A 17,715-nucleotide genomic window follows, 5' to 3' on the forward strand; every position below is an offset into this window, starting at 1 on the left:
GCGAGGCGATCCGCGTCGGACGCTGCCCGAACGGCCGTCCGTCGCGGACAATGGCGGTGTGCTGGAGATGTCACGCGAAGCGTTCGAGGAACTGGTCAGCGACGCGCTGGACCGGATCCCGCCGGAGCTGGCCCGCGTCATGGACAACGTGGCGGTGTTCGTCGAGGACGAACCCGACCCCGCCGATCCGGAACTGCTGGGCCTGTACGAGGGGACGCCGCTGACCGAGCGCGGGGAGTGGTACGCCGGCGTCCTGCCCGACCGGATCACGATCTACCGCGGCCCGACCCTGCGCATGTGCGCCACGAAGGAGGAGATCGTGGAGGAGGTTGCCACGACCGTCGTCCACGAGGTGGCGCACCACTTCGGCATCGAGGACGAGCGCCTGCACGAACTCGGCTGGGGCTGATCAGCGGTCACCCCGCCGGGCGGGCGGGGGACTCCGCCCCGGCGGCGCATGTCTCGCGACGGCCCGGGGCATACGTCGGCAATGGTCCGCGTTCGATCTCGTGTGCCCCGTATCCGTGACCTGTGGCGCCGCCGCCGCACGGCCGTACCGCCCGCCCCCTCGCTCGCCGTCCCTCCCGCCCGGCCGTACCTGGGCGCGCTCGGGCTGCTGGCGGTGACGCTGGTGGGCGGCTGGCTCGGCCTGGTGGTGCTGGGCAGCATCGAGGAACCGGTCGGCCCGATGAACACCCGGATGTCGCTGCACCCGTCCTGGACCGGGGACACCCAGGTCAACGTCTCCCCGCTGGGCGCCCTGCGGCTGGACAGCCACGACGGCCCGCTGCGCCTGGTCGTGGACGTCGACACCCTCGACCCCGACCGGGCCCGGACCCTCGTACGGCACCCGGAGCGGATCAGCGGACTGCAGAGCGAGGTCACCGCCGACGTGCGGCACAGCACGGCCGAACTCGCGCTGCGCTCCTCGGTGGCCGCGCTGACCGGCGCCACCGCCCTCGGCCTCGCCGTCTACCGCAGGCCGCGCCGCGCCCTCGCCGCCGGCGGGCTGTCCCTCGCGGTGCTGGTGGCCTGCGCGGGCACCGCGTACGGCACCTGGAACCCGCGCAGCGTCCTGGAACCCCGCTTCTCCGGCCTGCTGAGCAGCGCCCCCTCGGTCGTGGGCAACGCGCGCAGCATCGTCAGCGACTTCGACATCTACCAGCAGGAACTCGCCCGCCTGGTGACGAACATGACCCGGCTGTACGACGCGACGTCCACGCTGCCCGCCTACAACCCGGACCCGACCACGCTGCGGGTGCTGCACGTCTCGGACATCCACCTCAACCCGGTGGCCTGGCAGATCATCGAGTCCGTCGTCGCCGAGTACAAGATCGACGTGATCGTCGACACCGGCGACCTGATGGACCACGGCACCACCGCCGAGAACGGCTTCACCTCCGCCATCCCCGACCTCGGCGCGCCCTACGTCTTCGTCCGCGGGAACCACGACTCCATGGACAGCCAGCGCGCGGTCGCGGAGCGCGCCAACGCCCACGTCGTCGACGACGGCCGGTCGGTGGTGGTCAAGGGGCTGCGCATCGCCGGCATCGGCGACCCGCAGTTCACCCCTGACCGCTCGGTCGAGGCGGCCGGCGACCCCTCGGAACGGCTGGCCGGGCAGAAGCTGGCCGACGCCGTCCGCGCGCAGAACACCACGGGTTCCAAGGTCGACATCGCGATCGCCCACAACCCGATCGCCGCCGCCCAGACCGACGGCCTGGTCCCGCTGATCCTCGCCGGGCACACCCACACCCGGGCCGTCGACGTGCTCGAGGAGGGCAGCCGGCTGATGGTGCAGGGCACGACCGGCGGCGGCGGGCTGCGCGCCGTCGAGGGCGACACCCCCCAGAAGGTGGAGGCCTCCGTCCTCTACCTGGACCAGGACACCCACGCACTGCAGGCCTGGGACGAGATCACCCTCGGCGGGCTCGGCCTGTCCACCGCCGAGGTCTCCCGCCACCTCCCGGAGGAGGTGGAGCCGGGCCGCGCCCCGGCCCCCTCCCTCTCCCCCGTCGGAACGCCGTCCGGAACACCCTCCGGCAGTCCCTCCGGCACGGCGACGAGCAGCCCGTAAACCGTTTTGGCGATCCTCCGCCGCATCCCATATGCTGCTGACGCGTCCCGACGGTGCCGAAGATCCGCCCGGCGGGCCACCCAGCCCTCATCGTCTAGTGGCCCAGGACGCCGCCCTTTCAAGGCGGTAGCACGGGTTCGAATCCCGTTGGGGGCACATACGTCTGCGTCGTCCCGCAGACGATGCGCGTTGGCAGTGCGGCCGGTTCACCGGCGGCGCTGCCTTCTGTGTTTTCCGGGCCGGGGCAGCACGACCGGGCCGGCGTCCCGTCCTCGCTGCCCCGCAGGTCACACGTGCGTGGCGGCACCCGGGGTCTGATACGCTGGTCCAGCGAGATCGGCCCGCCAGTGCGTGTCCGACCGGTCACCGAGAATCACCGACCGGAAGCCCCGTTCCCGGCGATCCGTCCCTCGCACAGCGCGGCGGAATCCCGTTGGGAGCACGCACAAACGTGTGGGAGACTGTCTCTCGCGCAGAGCGCAACGCAAGGTCCTGTGGAGCAGTTTGGAGTGCTCGCCACCCTGTCAAGGTGGAGGCCGCGGGTTCAAATCCCGTCAGGACCGCGCTGGCTGGGTAGCTCAGTTGGTACGAGCGATCGCCTGAAAAGCGATAGGTCGCCGGTTCGACCCCGGCCCCAGCCACCAGCAACCCCCGTCGAGATCCTCGGCGGGGGTTTCGCGTTGCCGGTGAGGATCGCGTTCCTCCCGGCCGGCCACCCCCGTCGCCCCTCCCTATGGCCGGCGGCAACTGACGCCGTCCGGCGCCCAGTCGCACCGCGGCGCCGGCGCCGTGACGAACGCCACCGTCCCGCCCGCAGCAGGCCCCGCACCACGGCCCGGCCCGGGCCCCGCAGGACGGCGGAACACCCGGCGTAATGCGTTCGCCCATGGGGCGCGGCGGATGCGATGCTGGAACGCGTATGTCTACGCAGCCCCCCTCCCCCGCATTCGGTGAGCTCGGCGCCCGGCTGGCCGAGCTCACCCTGCGCGACGCGCACCGCCTCGGCCGTCGCCTGGACGGCGCACGCCGCATCCGCAAGCCCGAGGCCCGCTCGGCCGTGCTGACCGAGATCGGGGCGGAGATCGACCAGGCCGCGCTGAAGGTCGAGGCGCGGCGCACGGCCATACCCCGGATCAGCTACCCCGAGCAGCTGCCGGTCAGCCGGAAGAAGGACGACATCCTGGAGGCGATCCGCGACCACCAGGTCGTGATCGTCGCCGGTGAGACCGGCTCCGGGAAGACGACGCAGATCCCCAAGATCTGCCTGGAGCTGGGCCGCGGCGTCCGCGGCCTGATCGGCCACACCCAGCCGCGCCGGATCGCCGCCCGCACGGTGGCCGAGCGCGTGGCGGAGGAGTTGCACACCCCGCTGGGCGGGGCTGTCGGCTGGAAGGTCCGGTTCACCGACCAGGTGGGCGACGGCACGCTGGTCAAGCTGATGACGGACGGCATCATGCTGGCCGAGATCCAGACCGACCGGGAACTGCGCCAGTACGACACGATCATCATCGACGAGGCCCACGAGCGCAGCCTCAACATCGACTTCATCCTGGGCTACCTCGCCCAGCTGCTGCCCCGCCGCCCCGACCTCAAGGTCGTGATCACCTCCGCGACGATCGACCCGGAGCGCTTCTCCCGGCACTTCGGCGACGCCCCGATCGTCGAGGTCAGCGGGCGTACGTACCCGGTCGAGGTGCGCTACCGGCCGCTGCTCGCGGAGGAGGCCGACGACGACGACCGCGACCAGATCACCGCGATCTGCGACGCGGTCGACGAGCTCCAGGCCGAGGGCCCCGGCGACATCCTGGTCTTCCTCTCCGGCGAGCGGGAGATCCGCGACACCGCAGACGCCCTGAACAAGAGGCAGCTGCGCCTGACCGAGGTCCTGCCGCTGTACGCGCGGCTGTCCTCCGCCGAGCAGCACAAGGTGTTCCAGCGCGGCACGGGCCGCCGCATCGTGCTGGCCACCAACGTCGCGGAGACCTCGCTCACCGTCCCCGGCATCCGGTACGTGATCGACACGGGCTTCGCCCGCATCTCCCGCTACAGCCACCGCACCAAGGTGCAGCGGCTGCCCATCGAGCCGATCAGCCAGGCCAGCGCCAACCAGCGCAAGGGCCGCTGCGGCCGTGTCGCGGACGGCATCTGCGTCCGGCTGTACTCCGAGGACGACTTCCTGACGCGTCCGGAGTTCACCGACGCCGAGATCCTCCGCACCAACCTGGCCTCCGTCATCCTGCAGATGACCGCGGCCGGCCTCGGCGACGTCTCGCGCTTCCCCTTCATCGACCCGCCGGACGCCCGGAACGTCAAGGACGGCGTCCAGCTGCTGCAGGAGCTCGGCGCGCTCGACGGGCAGAAGCTCACGCAGACCGGCCGCAAGCTCTCCCAGCTGCCGGTGGACCCGCGGCTGGCCCGCATGGTGCTGGAGGCGGAGCGCAACGGCGTGGTCCGCGAGGTGATGGTCATCGCGGCCGCCCTGTCGATCCAGGACCCGCGCGAACGCCCCCAGGACAAGCAGCAGCAGGCCGACGAGAAGCACCGCCGCTTCGCGGACGAGACCAGCGACTTCATGGCACTGCTCAACCTCTGGCGGTACGTGCGCGACCAGCAGAAGGCGCTGTCCTCCTCCGCCTTCCGCCGGATGTGCCGCACCGAGTACCTCAACTACCTGCGCATCCGCGAGTGGCAGGACATCTACAGCCAGCTGCGCACGGTCGCCAAGACGATGGGCATCCACCTCTCCGAGGGCGACCACGAGGTCAACCTCCAGCACGTGCACCAGTCGCTGCTGGCGGGCCTGCTCTCGCACGTCGGCCTGAAGGACACCGACAGCAAGAACGAGTACCTGGGCGCCCGCAGCGCCAAGTTCGCGGTCTTCCCCGGTTCCTCGCTCTTCAAGAAGCCGCCGCGGTGGATCATGTCGGCCGAGCTGGTGGAGACCTCCCGGCTGTGGGCGCGGGTCAACGCCCGCATCGAGCCGGAGTGGATCGAACCGCTCGCCCAGCACCTGGTGAAACGGTCCTACAGCGAACCGCACTGGGAGAAGGACCAGGCCGCGGTCATCGCGCTGGAGAAGGTGACGCTGTACGGCGTGCCGATCGTGGCCGACCGCAAGGTCAACTACGGGAAGATCGACCCGGAGACCAGCCGCGAGCTGTTCATCCGCAACGCACTCGTCGAGGGCGACTGGCGCACCCACCACCAGTTCTTCCACGACAACCGCAAGCTCCTCGCGGAGGTCGAGGAGCTGGAGCACCGGGCGCGGCGCCGCGACATCCTCGTCGACGACGAGACGCTCTTCGACTTCTACGACCGCCTGGTCCCCGAACACGTCGTCTCCGGCGCGCACTTCGACTCGTGGTGGAAGCAGCAGCGCAAGGAGCAGCCGGAGCTGCTCAACTTCGAGCACTCCATGCTGATCAACGAGAACGCCGAGGCCGTCACCAAGGACGACTACCCCGACTCCTGGCGCCAGGGGAAGCTCAAGTTCCGCGTGACGTACCAGTTCGAACCGGGCGCGGACGCCGACGGCGTGACCGTCCACATCCCGCTGCAGGTGCTCAACCAGGTGACCCCGGACGGCTTCGACTGGCAGATCCCGGGCCTGCGCGAGGACGTCGTCACCGAGCTGATCCGCTCGCTGCCCAAGGCGATCCGCCGCCACTACGTACCGGCGCCGAACTATGCGAAGGCCTTCCTCGACCGCGTCGTCCCGGTGCAGGACCCGCTGCCCGAGACGCTGGCGCGGGAACTCCAGCGGATGGTGGGCGTGCCCGTCACCGCCGAGGACTTCGACCTCGCCAAGGTCCCGGAGCATCTGAAGATCACCTTCCGGGTGACCGACGAGCGCCGTCGCAAGCTGGCCGAGGACAAGGACCTGGAGGCGCTGAGGCTGCAGCTGCGGCCGAAGACCAAGGCCGCGATCAGCAAGGCCTTCGACGACGCCGGCGCCATCGGCATCGAGCGGCGCACGGGGCTGACGCGGTGGACGGTGGGCGCCCTGCCGCGCACCTTCGAGACCCGGCGGTCCGGGCAGCCGGTCAAGGCGTACCCGGCGCTGGTCGACGAGGGCGAGAGCGTGGGCGTGCAGCTCTTCGACACCGAGGCCGAGCAGACCGCGGCGATGTGGCGCGGCACCCGCCGGCTGATCCTGCTGAACGTCCCCACCAACCCTGCGAAGTTCGCCGCGGACCGGCTGTCCAACCAGGACAAGCTCGCGCTGTCGCGCAGCCCGCACGGCTCGGTGAACGCCCTGTTCGACGACTGCGTCACCGCGGCCGCCGACCGGCTCATGGCCGAGCACGGCGGCCCCGCCTGGGACGAGGAGTCCTTCCGGAAGCTGTACGACTCGGTGCGCGCCGACCTCGTCGAGCTGACCGTCAGGACCGTCGCGCAGGTGCGTCAGGTGCTGGCCGCCTGGCAGGCCTGTGAGCGCCGTCTGAAGGCCACCCAGAGCCTCGCCCTGGTGGCCAACCTGGCGGACGTCAAGGAGCAGCTGGGAGCCCTCGTGGGGCCCGGTTTCGTGACCGCCGCGGGGGTGCGCCGGCTGCCGGACCTGCTCCGCTACCTGGTGGCCGTCGACCGGCGGCTGCAGCAGATGCCCACGGGCGTGCAGCGGGACACCACGCGCATGGAGAAGGTCCGGGAGATCCAGACCGAGTACGCCGAGCTGCTGGCCGCCCGGCCGGCCGGGCGGCCCGTCCCCGAACGGGTGCGGGACATCCGGTGGATGATCGAGGAACTGCGGGTCAGCTACTTCGCGCACGCCCTCGGGACGGCGTTCCCGGTCTCGGACAAACGCATCTTCAAGGCCCTCGACGAAGCCTGGGGCTGATCGGGTTCGCAATCACCCTCTGACCTGCTGTACAGTCTTCCTCGCGGCCAAGGAACGACGGCCGCGAAACCTGGTCCTGTGGAGCAGTTTGGAGTGCTCGCCACCCTGTCAAGGTGGAGGCCGCGGGTTCAAATCCCGTCAGGACCGCAGTAGAAGGCAAGGCCCGCGTCCAGCGAAGGACGCGGGCCTTCTTGCTGTGCGCGCGGAGCGGCCGCGGTGGCCGGTAGCGGTTGTGGAGGGGACGGGTCCCCTGGTCCCGTCCGTTCCCGCGTGGTACGCCTGGCACATGAGCGCGACGCCCAGGGACCCGGGCCCGGCACCCCGGGACGTGACGCGGGCGCTGCTGCGCGCGCACCTGGCGGCCGCGGCAGGGGGCGGGCGACGGCACCTCACCCGGCACTGCCCGGTGTGCCACCGGCTGATGCGGCTGGCGCTACGGCGCGCGGCCGTCCCACTACCGCACGAACCGGGGGAGGAACAGGACTCCGGCATGTGACGGGAGTCACGTGAAAAGTTCCCCGTCTGGGGGAACTTGGGGCCTCCTGTGGGACCGTCAATTTAATATGTGCAATTGCACTCACGACAGAGGACCCAGTCCTCACAACACGGACACATCACACGCACAAAAAAGATCGCACCGGAGCCGGCGGACTCCGGTGCGATCGACGTTCCTACGGGCTTCCCTGATGGGGGCAGGGACCCTTCGGAGCGGACGCCGTGGCGGGTTGGGGGCCCCGCGCGGGCGTCCGTTTGTTCAGGTCAGGCCTCGCTGCGCTGCTGCGGAATGCCCGCGAGCAGTGCACGGACCTCCGCCTCGCGGTAGCGGCGGTGCCCGCCGAGCGTGCGGATGGACGTGAGCTTGCCAGCCTTGGCCCAGCGCGTGACCGTCTTCGGGTCCACGCGGAACATCGTGGCGACCTCAGCGGGGGTCAGCAGCGGCTCGGCATCAGGGGTGCGAGCGGTCATGAGCGGCCTCCTCGAGAGAACCGAACCAACACGGTTCTTTCCTCTAAATTCTGCACCTTGACCCGCGTTGCCCGAAATGGCGGACGCGGGCCGAGTCGGTAATAGGACGAACGGCTTGTCCTTGGCACTACAACTACACCATCTGTCCAGCCGTGTCGGCCAAACCGATGGATTTGCCCTCTGAGGTGTCTAAGCTCGACGGAAGCCGATGGACCGGGCCATAACGGACAGTCACACCTGGGTGACGATCAGTCACAGCCAACCCACGAGCCACAGCCCCACCTCAAGGGGATGCAATCCCGGACATTCCACCCAGAGCGAGTGGAAAGAGGTCCTTCCGGACCCGATGTCCCATATTGTCATGGGGGGTGGGGATGAGGGCAAGACCCCTAAACGTGCTTTAGGTCACCCTTAGGCCAAAGGTACCGGTCGGCCGGACTCAGGACCAAAGTCCCTCCCCCGCGGCCCCCGGTTCCCGACGGGCCCTCAACTCGCGTACAGGAGCTCCCTGACGGCCCTCCAGCGGTCGGTGAGCCGCTCGTACGCCTCACCGGCCCGGGTGCCGTCATCGTCCCGCAGCGCAGCCAGCGCCTCCGCCACGTCGGCGGCCGAACGGTCCCCCGCGAGGGAGTCCGGCGCGATGGCGTGCACCAGCCCCCCGTAGTCGAGTTCGACCAGGGAACGCGGGTGGAACTCCTCGAGCCAACGCCCCACGTCCACCAAGCCGTCGATCAGAGGCCCCTCTTCGAGTGAATCCTTGAGGACCCGCAGCGCCCGGGCCGTCCGCCGGCGGGCCTGCACCATGGGTGTCCGGTAGCGCATCACCGGCCCCTTGGACTCGCCCGCGCCCGCGGGTTCGTACTCCCGCTCGGAGTCGTCGAACAGCACGAACCAGCGCACCGGGACGTGCCACGTCGCCCCGCGGATCCAGGGCCGGGCGTCGGCGTTCTCGGGCTTCTCCGCCCGCCACGCCGCGAAGTCGGCCTCCGCCTGCTCGAGCGCGACCCTCGGCAGCACCGCGTCCACCACGGGGGCCGGGTACTCCTCGACCAGTTCGGACAGGGCCAGCCAGCCGCGCAACCGGGTGCGCCAGGGGCAGACGTGGGTCACGCCGTCCACGACGGCGACGAAGGCCTCACCGCTCTCGCGGACCGGAACGGCCAGCGGCGGGACGGAGAGCAGACCGGCCAGCGACTGCCGCAGCTCGTCCTGTGCGGTCCGCTGCGGGCCCTGGGCGGCGTACCGGTACCAGTAGCCGCGGTCGGGCTCCGGGAAGGCCGCCAGCGGCTCGTACACCCGCAGATACGCCGCGTAGGGGACCAGCACCGATGACAAGCCCACACCCGCTCCCTCGTGACGGCTTCCGCCATGGCATCGTCCCACGTCGTTTCCGGCACGGGGAGTGATCCACGACACTGGGAAGATGTTCAGGGCCGGGTGGTTCTAGTCTTCTGCCGACCGGCCCTCCCCCACCCACCCGGAGGGCGACCTCTGGACATTCGGGAGTCACCACAGTGACCGACGTACGTCAGACACCCGGCATCGTCTCCACGCTGTTCCGATCGGAGCAGGGCGGTCACGAGCAGGTCGTCTTGTGCCAGGACCGCGCCAGTGGCCTCAAGGCCGTCATCGCGATCCACTCCACCGCCCTGGGCCCGGCCCTCGGCGGCACCCGCTTCCACGCGTACCCCTCCGACGAGGCGGCCGTCGAGGACGCGCTCAACCTCGCCCGCGGCATGTCGTACAAGAACGCGCTCGCCGGCCTCGACCTCGGCGGCGGCAAGGCCGTCATCATCGGCGACCCGGACATGGACAAGTCCGAGGAGCTGCTGCTGGCCTACGGCCGCTTCGTCGCCTCGCTCGGCGGCCGCTACGTCACGGCCTGCGACGTCGGCACCTACGTGGCCGACATGGACGTGGTCTCCCGCACCGCGCCGCAGTGGACCACCGGCCGCTCGCCCGAGAACGGCGGCGCCGGCGACTCCTCCGTGCTGACCGCCTGGGGCGTCTTCCAGGGCATGCGCGCCTCCGCCCAGGCCCAGTGGGGCGACCCCACGCTGCGCGGCCGCAGGGTCGGCGTGGCCGGCGTCGGCAAGGTCGGCCACCACCTGGTGGAGCACCTGCTCAAGGACGGCGCCGAGGTCGTGGTCACCGATGTTCGCGGCGAGGCCGTCGACCGGATCACCTCCCGTCACCCTCAGGTCACCGCCGTCTCCGACGCTGACGTCCTGGTGCGGACGCCGCTGGACGTGTACGCGCCCTGTGCGCTCGGCGGTGCCCTGAACGACGACTCGGTGCCGGCCCTCACCGCCTCGATCGTCTGCGGCGCGGCCAACAACCAACTCGCCCACCCCGGCGTCGAGAAGGACCTGGCCGACCGCGGCATCCTGTACGCGCCCGACTACGTCGTGAACGCGGGCGGCGTCATCCAGGTCGCGGACGAGCTGCACGGCTTCGACTTCGACCGGGCCCGCGCCAAGGCGACGAAGATCTTCGACACCACGCTCGCCATCTTCGAGCGCGCCGCGGCCGACGGCATCCCGCCGGCCGCCGCCGCCGACCGCCTGGCCGAGCAGCGCATGGCCGAGCGCACCCCGGCGGAGAGCTGGCTGCGTCCGTGACCCACGGGGCCGCGGCAGGACCGCGGCCCCTCCGGCACGCCCGGCGTCCGGGTCCGGACGGCGGGCGTGTCCTCCATCACAAAGCGGACACCCGCGGGGTGCCCCCGACGTACGGTGTGCGCGCGTCCTCGCGTGTCGGGGCGGCTCCCGGCGGGCCTCCGCGACGAGGACGGCGGGCCGGACATCCGACCGTTACCACGCCCCGGCAGCCAGACCGTGGCGGAAGAAGGTAAAATCGCGACTGACCAGCCAGGACGGGGCCATCGCGGGCCCCTGCTCCGACGCGCGTCGTGCGGGCGACGTACCGTGCGGCCTCGGAAGCAGGTACCGTTGAAGTCCTACGGACCGGGTCTCTCATCCGAGGGCCCGTTCCACATCGTGAACGCGTGTCAAGACTCGGGGCCGTCGAGCCCCACCGTTGAGGGGGTCGAGCCAATGGGGCGCGGCCGGGCCAAGGCCAAGCAGACGAAGGTCGCCCGCCAGCTGAAGTACAACAGCGGCGGTACGGACCTGTCACGTCTGGCCGAAGAGCTGGGCGCATCGTCGACACTGCCGGTCAATCCGGAGGTACAGGAAGACGACGATGACGACGAGCTGGAAGACGACCCGTACGCACGGTACGTGGATCTCTACGGCGACGACGAGGACGACGACGAGGACGACGAGTCCCAGTCCTCATCACAACGTCGTCGTGCTTGACGCAACACATTCCGTTGCAGCTTGACCACTGACCCGGTCCGGGCATCGTCCGGACCGGGCTTTGTGCTGTCCCGCACCGGTCAGCCCGCGTAGTCCCCGGTCAGGGCGACGGCCTCGGTGTGCTCGCCGCGCTCCACGACCTCGCCGGCCACCCAGGCGTCCAGGCCCCGGTCGGCCAGCGTCGTCAGCGCCACGTCCACGGAGTCCGCGGGCACCACGGCGACCATGCCGACGCCCATGTTCAGCGTCTTCTCCAGCTCCAGCCGCTCCACCCCGCCGAGCCTGCCGACCGTGTCGAACACCGCGCCCGGCGTCCACGTCGAGCGGTCCACCGTGGCGTGCAGGTGGTCCGGGACGACCCGCGCCAGGTTGTTCGCGAGGCCGCCGCCGGTGACGTGCGAGAAGCCGTGCACCTCGGTCGTACGGGTCAGCGCCAGGCAGTCCAGGGAGTAGATCCGGGTCGGCTCCAGCAGTTCCTCGCCGAGGGTGCGCCCGAACTCCGGCACCTCCCGGTCCAGCGCCCAGCCGGCCCGGTCGAACAGCACGTGCCGGACGAGCGAGTACCCGTTGGAGTGAAGACCGGAGGACGCCATGGCGATCACCACGTCACCCTTACGGATGCGATCCGCGCCCAGCAGCCGGTCGGCCTCGACCACGCCCGTCCCGGCGCCGGCGACGTCGAACTCGTCCTCGCCGAGCAGTCCCGGGTGCTCCGCCGTCTCGCCGCCGACCAGGGCGCAGCCGGCGAGCACGCAGCCCTCGGCGATGCCCTTGACGATGGCCGCGACGCGGTCGGGGAAGACCTTGCCGACGCAGATGTAGTCGGTCATGAACAGCGGCTCGGCGCCGCACACGACCAGGTCGTCGACGACCATCCCGACGAGGTCGTGGCCGATCGTGTCGTAGACGCCCATGCGGCGGGCGACGTCGACCTTGGTGCCCACGCCGTCGGTGGCGGAGGCCAGCAGCGGCCGCTCGTAGCGCTTGAGGGCGGAGGCGTCGAAGAGCCCGGCGAAGCCGCCGAGACCGCCCACGACCTCCGGGCGGGTGGCCTTGCCCACCCATTCCTTCATCAGCTCGACCGCGCGGTCGCCCGCCTCGATGTCGACTCCCGCCGCGGCGTAGCTGGCACCGGTGTTCTCGGACATGGCTGTGTTGTGTCCTTGCGTCGAATGCTTACGGGCGACGGAGCGCGTCGGCCGCGTCGGGGCCGCCGGCCAGCTCGGTCTCCAGAAGGTGCTTGCCGAGCAGCTCGGGGTCCGGCAGCTCCATCGGGTACTCGCCGTCGAAGCAGGCCCGGCAGAGGTTGGGCTTGGCGATCGTGGTCGCCTCGACCATCGCGTCGATCGAGATGAACGACAGCGAGTCCGCGTCCAGGGACTTGCAGATCTCGTCGACCGTCAGGCCGTTGGCGATCAGCTCGGCGCGGGTGGCGAAGTCGATGCCGAAGAAGCACGGCCACTTGATCGGCGGCGAGGAGATCCGGATGTGGACCTCGGCGGCGCCGGCCTCCCGGAGCATCCGGACCAGCGCGCGCTGGGTGTTGCCGCGGACGATCGAGTCGTCCACGACCACCAGGCGCTTGCCCCGGATGACTTCCTTGAGCGGGTTGAGCTTCAGGCGGATGCCCAGCTGCCGGATGGTCTGCGAGGGCTGGATGAAGGTCCGGCCCACGTACGAGTTCTTCACCAGGCCCGAGCCGTACGGGATGCCGCTCTCCTCGGCGTAGCCGACCGCGGCCGGCGTGCCGGACTCGGGGGTCGGTATCACCAGGTCGGCGTCGACCGGGGCCTCCTTGGCCAGCCGGCGGCCCATCTCGACCCGGGAGAGGTAGACGTTGCGGCCCGCGATGTCGGTGTCGGGGCGCGCCAGGTACACGTACTCGAAGACGCAGCCCTTGGGACGGGCGTCGGCGAAGCGCGAGGCGCGCAGCCCGTTCTCGTCGATGGCGATCAGCTCGCCGGGCTCGATCTCGCGGATGAAGCTTGCGCCCACGATGTCCAGGGCGGCGGTCTCCGACGCGAGGACCCAGCCGCGCTCGAGGCGGCCCAGCACCAGCGGGCGGATGCCCTGCGGGTCGCGGGCGGCGTAGAGCGTGTGCTCGTCCATGAAGACCAGGCTGAAGGCGCCCTTGACCTCGGGCAGCACCTTGCGGGCGGCGTCCTCGACGGAGAGCGGCTTGCCGTCCTCGTCCACCTGGCCGGCGAGCAGCGCCGTCACCAGGTCGGTGTCGTTGGTCGCCGCGACCCTGGTCGCCCGGCCGTTGCCCTGGGGCAGCGCGGCGACCATCTCGGCCAGCTCGACGGTGTTGACGAGGTTCCCGTTGTGGCCGAGGGCGATGGAGCCGCTGGCCGTGGCGCGGAAGGTGGGCTGGGCGTTCTCCCAGACCGAGGCGCCGGTGGTCGAGTAACGGGCATGCCCGACCGCGATGTGGCCCTGCAGGGAGCCGAGGGAGGTCTCGTCGAAGACCTGGGACACGAGGCCCATGTCCTTGAAGACCAGGATCTGGGAGCCGTTGCTCACTGCGATGCCCGCGGACTCCTGTCCGCGGTGTTGCAGGGCGTACAGCCCGAAGTAGGTGAGTTTGGCGACCTCTTCGCCGGGGGCCCAGACACCGAAGACGCCGCAAGCGTCCTGGGGGCCCTTCTCGCCGGGGAGCAGGTCGTGGTTGAGTCGTCCGTCACCACGTGGCACGGGATCGAGTCTAGGGCAGGTTCCGGCGTCGTCCGAACGAGGGAACCCGACAAAAGCGCGTTCTATGCGCGTAAACCCATGGGGCGCTTGGCCATGTGACCTTGGTCGTGGTCCCGGCCGGGGCCGCTCAGGGGCGCAGCCCGGGGTCGCGGACCATGGCGGTGAGCTCGGCGGCGGCGCGCGTCGCGGCGGACGGGCGGCGCCGCGTCCGCTCCCAGCCGGGGAAGGCGACCGCGCCGACCCGGAGGTCCTCCACACCCGCGACGCGGCGGACGATCAGCTCCCCGTCCGCGGTGCGGACGACCCGGGTGACCTCCGCCCAGGGCACGTGCCGGGTACGCAGGTGGCGGCGGACCCGCAGACCGGCGGCGTCGGCGGTGATCCGCCACATGGTCATGGACAGCGCCTTCTCCGTCAGCCACAGGCTGCCCAGGACGGACATCACCGCGCGCCACCAGGGGCCGCCGACGCAGGAGGAGCCCAGGACGGCCACCGTGCCCACCAGCAGCAGCGCGCCGGCCGTACGGCCGGCCGCACCGCCGTCCCAACGGACGGGGCCCGTGCCGGGCTTCAGGGCCGCGGCCGCCTCGGCGACCCTCGCCTCCGCCTCAAGGCGGTGCCGGGAGGCGGAGGGCGCCCCGCTCCCGGACGACGGCGGCGCCCACGGCCGCACCGGCGACTCCGAGGCACCGACCAGGAGGCCGCCGGAGTCCGTGACGGCCAACAGCACCAGTTCGGCGCCTTCCGCCGGGACACCGAACAGCACGCCCTCGCCGCGTGCCCACGCACCGGGTCCGGCCGCGCCGTAGGTGAGCACCGGTGCGCCGGCGGCGTCGTCCACCGGCCGGATGACGGTCCTGAAGTCCTCGCGCCCCGCCAGCACCCGGAGCACGGGAACGGGTCCCCGGCGCACCGAGGCGGCCCGGAACGCCGGCACCGCCCCCGACAGCAGCAGGGACAGCCCGAGGCCGCCCGCCGTGAGCGTCAGGAGCTGCAGGCCCGTGCGGTCCTCGTACGGCTCCGCGGCCGGCCGCCGCCAGTCCCCGTCGATGAGGACCGGGATCACGGCACCGCGCTCGTAGTCCTCCGGGAACACCGCCGGCAGGCGGTGGCGCGTCCCGTCCGCGAAGCGCACGCCGAGACGGTCGTACTCGCCGTTGGCCACCACGACCGCCTCGACACGGTCCGCGGCGGCGGCGCGCCGTTCGTCGGCCCGGTCCCCGGACACCGCGACGACCGCGGCCACCGCGGCGGCCACCAGGGCCGCCAGGCCGACGACGATCCGGAACAGGCCGCGCCGCACCGGCGCACCCCGCTCCGGCACCGGGAGCGAGACTCCTCCCGCCGCCTCCAGGACCAGCGCCCGCTGGCGGCGGCGCATCTGCAGCCGCGCGAGGACCGCGGCCCAGCTCCAGCCCAGCGCGGCCACGACCACGACGTCCACGCCGCGCTCGGCGGCGCCGCCGGTCCACAGGTCCGGCCGGGTCATCCACAGCAGCAACACAGGCGCCGACAGCGCCGCCGCCTCGGGCAGCAGGAACATCCACAGCATGTGGACGAGGAGGCCGACGGTGCCGATGGCGTCCAGCCACATCGGTCCGCAGGGCGCGGCAGTCGTGCACCGGTCGTCCGCCGCGAGGACGATCGCCGCGATCACCCCCGCCACCAGCACCGGGGCGCACCACAGCGGGCGCGCCCAGCCGGGGAGCCGCAGCGCGGCCCAGCGGTGGGCGTCGGCGGAGAGCCAGGGGCGGGCCGGTGTGCCGGCCGGGGCGGTCGTCGGGGTCACCGGCGCATTATGCGGACGCCGGGACCGTCTCATCCCAGCAGGGGAAGGTACGGGGCCAGGTCGGCGCGCTCGCCGCTCGCGGAGACCGCGGCGGAGTCGAGGGCGTCGGCCCAGGACGTACGGCCGGTGGCGAGGCGGATCCAGGTCAGCGGGTCCGTCTCGACGACGTTGGTCGGGGTGCCCCGGGTGTGGCGGGGCCCGGGCACGCACTGCACGGCGGCGTACGGCGGGACGCGGACCTCGACGGAGTTGCCGGGCACGGAGACGGCGAGGGTGTCCGCGAGGAGCCGTACGACGGCGGCGACGGCCTGCCGTTCCAGCGGGACGGGCACACCCGTCGCCCGGGCGAGGTCGTCGCTGTGGACGACCAGCTCGACGAGCCGGGTCACCAGGAAGTCCGTGGACCGCATCGCGCCGAGCGTGATCGCCACCAGGCGCCCGGGCGCCACCGCCTCGTCCAGCACCCCGGCGAGCCCGCGGGCGGCCTCCTCGAGGCGGGCGGCGGCGTCGGCGCTCTGCGCGGCGGCCTCGCGGGTGTCGGCGTCCAGCGGGCCGGCGATGCCCGCCGTGGAGCGGGCCCACGTGGTGAGGTCGAGGTCCGCCCGGGCCGGGGCGGGCGCGGTCACGACCCGTGCGACGGCCTCCACCTGCCGGGCGATGTGCACCACCAACGCGTGCACGTCCCACCCCGGCAGCCCGGAGGGCGCCGCCAGCTGATCGCCCGTCAGGCCGCGGGCGGCCGCCAGGACGTGGCCGACCTGCGCGGTGAGCGCGGCCCGGGTCCTGGCGGGGTCGTAGGTGCGGGCCTTGCGGGCGGTGGGCGGCATGCCCGCAGCCTACGCGCCGGGCCCGACCCGCACCCCGACCCCGGCGGTCAGGCCTGGCGCGGGCGCTCGAAGGTGAGCAGCAGCCCCTGCACGGCGCCCGGGCCGATGCGGCCCTTGACGTCGGCCGAGGTGATGGCCTTGAGCTGCCAGCCGTCCTCGGCGTGCTTGTTGAGCGTCTTCTCCAGCTTGTCGTCGTCGATGGCGTCGCCTATCAGCGACTCGCGGAAGCTGACGACCTTGTACTCGTGCATCGTTGACACCCCTTGTCGTACCGGTGGTTGCGGAACGCACAGTAGTACCGCCGGACTACGCGGGCCGGACCGGTCCCGCCGCCCGGTCGACGAGGGTGCCGCCCACGGAGTCGGCGGACAGCAGCACCAGTTCGGCGCCCTCGTACGGTGCCCCGAACAGCAGCGAGGGCCGCAGCGCGTCGCCGCGGGAGCCGGACGGCGGCTCGGGCTCCGGTTCCACCGGGCAGGAGAACAGCGGCGCCCGGCCCGCGTGGTCGTCGGCCGCGAACACCCACGTCCGGCCGTCCTCGTCCTCCCGGGTCAGCACGCGCAGCACCGGCTGCCCGCCGCGCCGCAGGGCACCCGCCCGCACCCGCGCCGCCGCACCCACGGCGAGCAACGCGGCGCCGGCCAGGGCGAGCAGGCGGGTCTGCGGCGGGACGGCGGCCGCGCACAGCAGCACGCCGGACGCGACGGTACCCAGGCCGCGGCGCAGCGGCGGGAGGGGCTCGGGGAGCGGAAGCCGTACGCCCAGGGCGGCGTTGGCGGCGAGCAGCCGCTGCCGGCGGTGGACCCCCGTACGGTGCCGGGCACCGGCCCAGCACAGCAGCAGCGCGGCGACGGCGGGGACCGCGGCCTGCGGTTCCACCCGCCAGACCAGGAGCCCGGCGAGCACCGGCGCGGTCAGCAGGGTGAGCCCGGGCAGTCTGGCCAGCCAGTACAACTGGACGGCGGCCAGCCCGTAGTGCGCCGCCCCGAGGGCCTCCGGGGCCGCTGCGGCCGCCACGGACGCGGCCGCCGCGAGTGCCAGGGCGCCCCAGCGAGGACGGGCCCACGCGGCGGGGCGGCACGCCGCCCAGCGCACGGCGTCACGGCCGCGCCACCGGGGAAGTTCGCCGGGGGTATCGCGCTCGCTCACGCCTGGAGTATGGGGCCAACCGCCGCGGCGCGGTCACGCCCCCCGGCAAAGCGCCC

At 72.2% G+C, this 17,715-nt stretch carries 14 protein-coding genes and 4 tRNA genes; 10 read left to right on the plus strand and 8 right to left on the minus strand.

Translation table 11 applies throughout. The features are described 5' to 3' along the window. Positions 1–58 precede the first annotated feature (58 nt). The 8 genes from ABZ479_RS26535 (at position 59) to ABZ479_RS26570 (ending at position 7,410) form a co-directional block, all read left to right on the plus strand. Positions 59–409 carry a metallopeptidase family protein gene (locus ABZ479_RS26535; protein ID WP_499599646.1) on the plus strand — a complete coding sequence of 117 codons (351 nt, stop codon included), beginning with the start codon at positions 59–61 and terminating at the stop codon, positions 407–409. A gap of 81 nt (positions 410–490) precedes the next feature. Continuing rightward, a complete protein-coding gene (locus ABZ479_RS26540; RefSeq protein ID WP_500463886.1) occupies positions 491–2,077 on the plus strand; it encodes a metallophosphoesterase in 1,587 nt (528 codons plus the stop codon). Positions 2,078–2,160: 83 nt separating this feature from the next. Beyond that, positions 2,161–2,233, plus strand: a tRNA-Glu gene (locus ABZ479_RS26545). A 332-nt stretch (positions 2,234–2,565) separates the two neighbouring features. After that, positions 2,566–2,640, plus strand: a tRNA-Asp gene (locus ABZ479_RS26550). Positions 2,641–2,644: 4 nt separating this feature from the next. Beyond that, positions 2,645–2,721: transfer RNA gene (locus tag ABZ479_RS26555), tRNA-Phe, on the plus strand. 275 nt (positions 2,722–2,996) lie between these two features. Further along, complete coding sequence (gene hrpA, locus ABZ479_RS26560; protein WP_500463887.1) at positions 2,997–6,914, plus strand: ATP-dependent RNA helicase HrpA; 3,918 nt, start codon at positions 2,997–2,999, stop codon at positions 6,912–6,914. A gap of 72 nt (positions 6,915–6,986) precedes the next feature. After that, positions 6,987–7,061, plus strand: a tRNA-Asp gene (locus ABZ479_RS26565). A 139-nt stretch (positions 7,062–7,200) separates the two neighbouring features. Beyond that, positions 7,201–7,410, plus strand: coding sequence for a DUF6274 family protein (locus ABZ479_RS26570; protein WP_499599642.1), 210 nt, complete (start codon positions 7,201–7,203; stop codon positions 7,408–7,410). Positions 7,411–7,673: 263 nt separating this feature from the next. Here ABZ479_RS26570 and bldC read toward each other — a convergent pair whose 3' ends face one another. Together bldC and ABZ479_RS26580 are read right to left on the minus strand one after the other, a co-directional pair. Beyond that, positions 7,674–7,880 carry a developmental transcriptional regulator BldC gene (bldC, locus tag ABZ479_RS26575; RefSeq protein WP_003949541.1) on the minus strand — a complete coding sequence of 69 codons (207 nt, stop codon included), beginning with the start codon at positions 7,878–7,880 and terminating at the stop codon, positions 7,674–7,676. 486 nt (positions 7,881–8,366) lie between these two features. Next, positions 8,367–9,221 carry a DUF8083 family protein gene (locus ABZ479_RS26580; RefSeq protein ID WP_500463888.1) on the minus strand — a complete coding sequence of 285 codons (855 nt, stop codon included), beginning with the start codon at positions 9,219–9,221 and terminating at the stop codon, positions 8,367–8,369. A 173-nt stretch (positions 9,222–9,394) separates the two neighbouring features. Here ABZ479_RS26580 and ABZ479_RS26585 point away from each other — a divergent pair, with 173 nt between their 5' ends. Both ABZ479_RS26585 and ABZ479_RS26590 read left to right on the plus strand, forming a co-directional pair. Beyond that, positions 9,395–10,501: a Leu/Phe/Val dehydrogenase gene (locus ABZ479_RS26585; protein WP_499599639.1), complete on the plus strand. Its 1,107-nt coding sequence runs from the start codon at positions 9,395–9,397 to the stop codon at positions 10,499–10,501. Between the two features lie 330 nt (positions 10,502–10,831). Further along, positions 10,832–11,200 carry a DUF3073 domain-containing protein gene (locus ABZ479_RS26590; protein ID WP_499599638.1) on the plus strand — a complete coding sequence of 123 codons (369 nt, stop codon included), beginning with the start codon at positions 10,832–10,834 and terminating at the stop codon, positions 11,198–11,200. 80 nt (positions 11,201–11,280) lie between these two features. Here ABZ479_RS26590 and purM read toward each other — a convergent pair whose 3' ends face one another. The 6 genes from purM to ABZ479_RS26620 form a co-directional block, all read right to left on the minus strand. Then, entirely contained in the window at positions 11,281–12,348 is a 1,068-nt protein-coding gene (gene purM / locus ABZ479_RS26595; protein WP_500463889.1) for a phosphoribosylformylglycinamidine cyclo-ligase, read from the minus strand. A gap of 28 nt (positions 12,349–12,376) precedes the next feature. Then, the gene (gene purF / locus ABZ479_RS26600; protein ID WP_500463890.1) at positions 12,377–13,894 is read right to left on the minus strand and encodes an amidophosphoribosyltransferase; all 1,518 of its coding nucleotides are present in this window, start codon (positions 13,892–13,894) and stop codon (positions 12,377–12,379) included. A 127-nt stretch (positions 13,895–14,021) separates the two neighbouring features. Continuing rightward, positions 14,022–15,683, minus strand: a complete 1,662-nt coding sequence (locus ABZ479_RS26605) for a hypothetical protein (protein ID WP_500463891.1) — start codon at positions 15,681–15,683, stop codon at positions 14,022–14,024. Between the two features lie 29 nt (positions 15,684–15,712). Beyond that, entirely contained in the window at positions 15,713–16,510 is a 798-nt protein-coding gene (locus ABZ479_RS26610) for a maleylpyruvate isomerase family mycothiol-dependent enzyme (RefSeq protein ID WP_500463892.1), read from the minus strand. A 47-nt stretch (positions 16,511–16,557) separates the two neighbouring features. Beyond that, positions 16,558–16,761, minus strand: coding sequence for a DUF4177 domain-containing protein (locus tag ABZ479_RS26615; protein WP_018558397.1), 204 nt, complete (start codon positions 16,759–16,761; stop codon positions 16,558–16,560). A 55-nt stretch (positions 16,762–16,816) separates the two neighbouring features. Further along, positions 16,817–17,659 (minus strand): hypothetical protein, encoded by an 843-nt coding sequence (locus tag ABZ479_RS26620; protein ID WP_500463893.1) that lies wholly within the window; start codon positions 17,657–17,659, stop codon positions 16,817–16,819. Positions 17,660–17,715 lie beyond the last annotated feature (56 nt).

The organism is Streptomyces sp. NPDC005722, from assembly GCF_040630935.1.
In the GTDB taxonomy this organism is placed as follows: domain Bacteria; phylum Actinomycetota; class Actinomycetes; order Streptomycetales; family Streptomycetaceae; genus Actinacidiphila.